Here is an 813-nt window from a genome sequence, read left to right as displayed (position 1 = left end):
CGCCGGGTTGGTGGTCATCCTGATCGTTATCATAGCGGAGGTACTGCCCCGCGGTACTGGTCATGTTCAGGAAGCTGTCCCGGAACTGCCTCTCCAGTGTCTCCAGCAGGTTGACGCAGCACACCTGTCGTTTTTCCGGCCAGGTCATTGAGTCTGACTCCTCTGCGGGTATGGCTGCCATCATCTCCTGGTTCTGCTGCTTTATGGCCTCGGTCTGGCGGGCATAGTCGCCATAGATTGCCGTGGCCTGTTCGGCATACCCCTTCAGCAGTTTTCGCTCCGTCAGGGTGAACGGTGACGTAGCCGGAGGGCGGGAAAGCAGCGGTGCCAGTGCCGACGTGTCGTCCAGTCCCGATTCGCTGTAATGGCAGGGAACGGTATCGTCATTGTAAAACACGGCATCATAATCTGTGGGGTTCTGGAAGATCTTCTGGTAATTAGCCGGGAAGCGCTGCCGGTCTTCAAATACCTCCATATTGGCAAGGAAACGGGCCTGCTCATCCTGAATGATCTTGTTGGTCGCTTCAACGTCTCCGCGTTCCAGCCAGCCCGACGGCAAGGTGAACTCATTATCGGCGACGGTGGCATTTTGTATCACCGATAACAATTGCTCATCCGGCCCGGGTGTTCGCTGATAGTTACCATCGTTGACGCGCTCCTGCGTGATCTGCTTCATCTGCTTGTCCAGAGAGCTGGCCAAACCCCGGAGAACATCCCGAAACGGTGCGGACACCCCGGAGGAACCCTGCAACAGGGCCTTGACCGTGGTGTCCATTTCCCGGGCATTAAATCCATGGAAAAGCCCGGCCTCGC

Annotated in this window: 1 protein-coding gene; it reads right to left on the bottom strand. The window is 57.2% G+C overall.

Annotated features, from left to right (window positions below; all coding sequences use genetic code 11):
- A partial coding sequence (locus tag J7438_RS26255; protein WP_209278974.1) for a hypothetical protein occupies positions 1 to 813 on the bottom strand: 813 nt, incomplete at both ends.

Source organism: Thalassotalea sp. G20_0, from assembly GCF_017744175.1.
Classification (GTDB): domain Bacteria; phylum Pseudomonadota; class Gammaproteobacteria; order Pseudomonadales; family Endozoicomonadaceae; genus Endozoicomonas.
The sequence above is the reverse complement of the archived record's forward strand: the minus strand, read 5'-3'. Positions and strand labels throughout refer to the sequence as shown.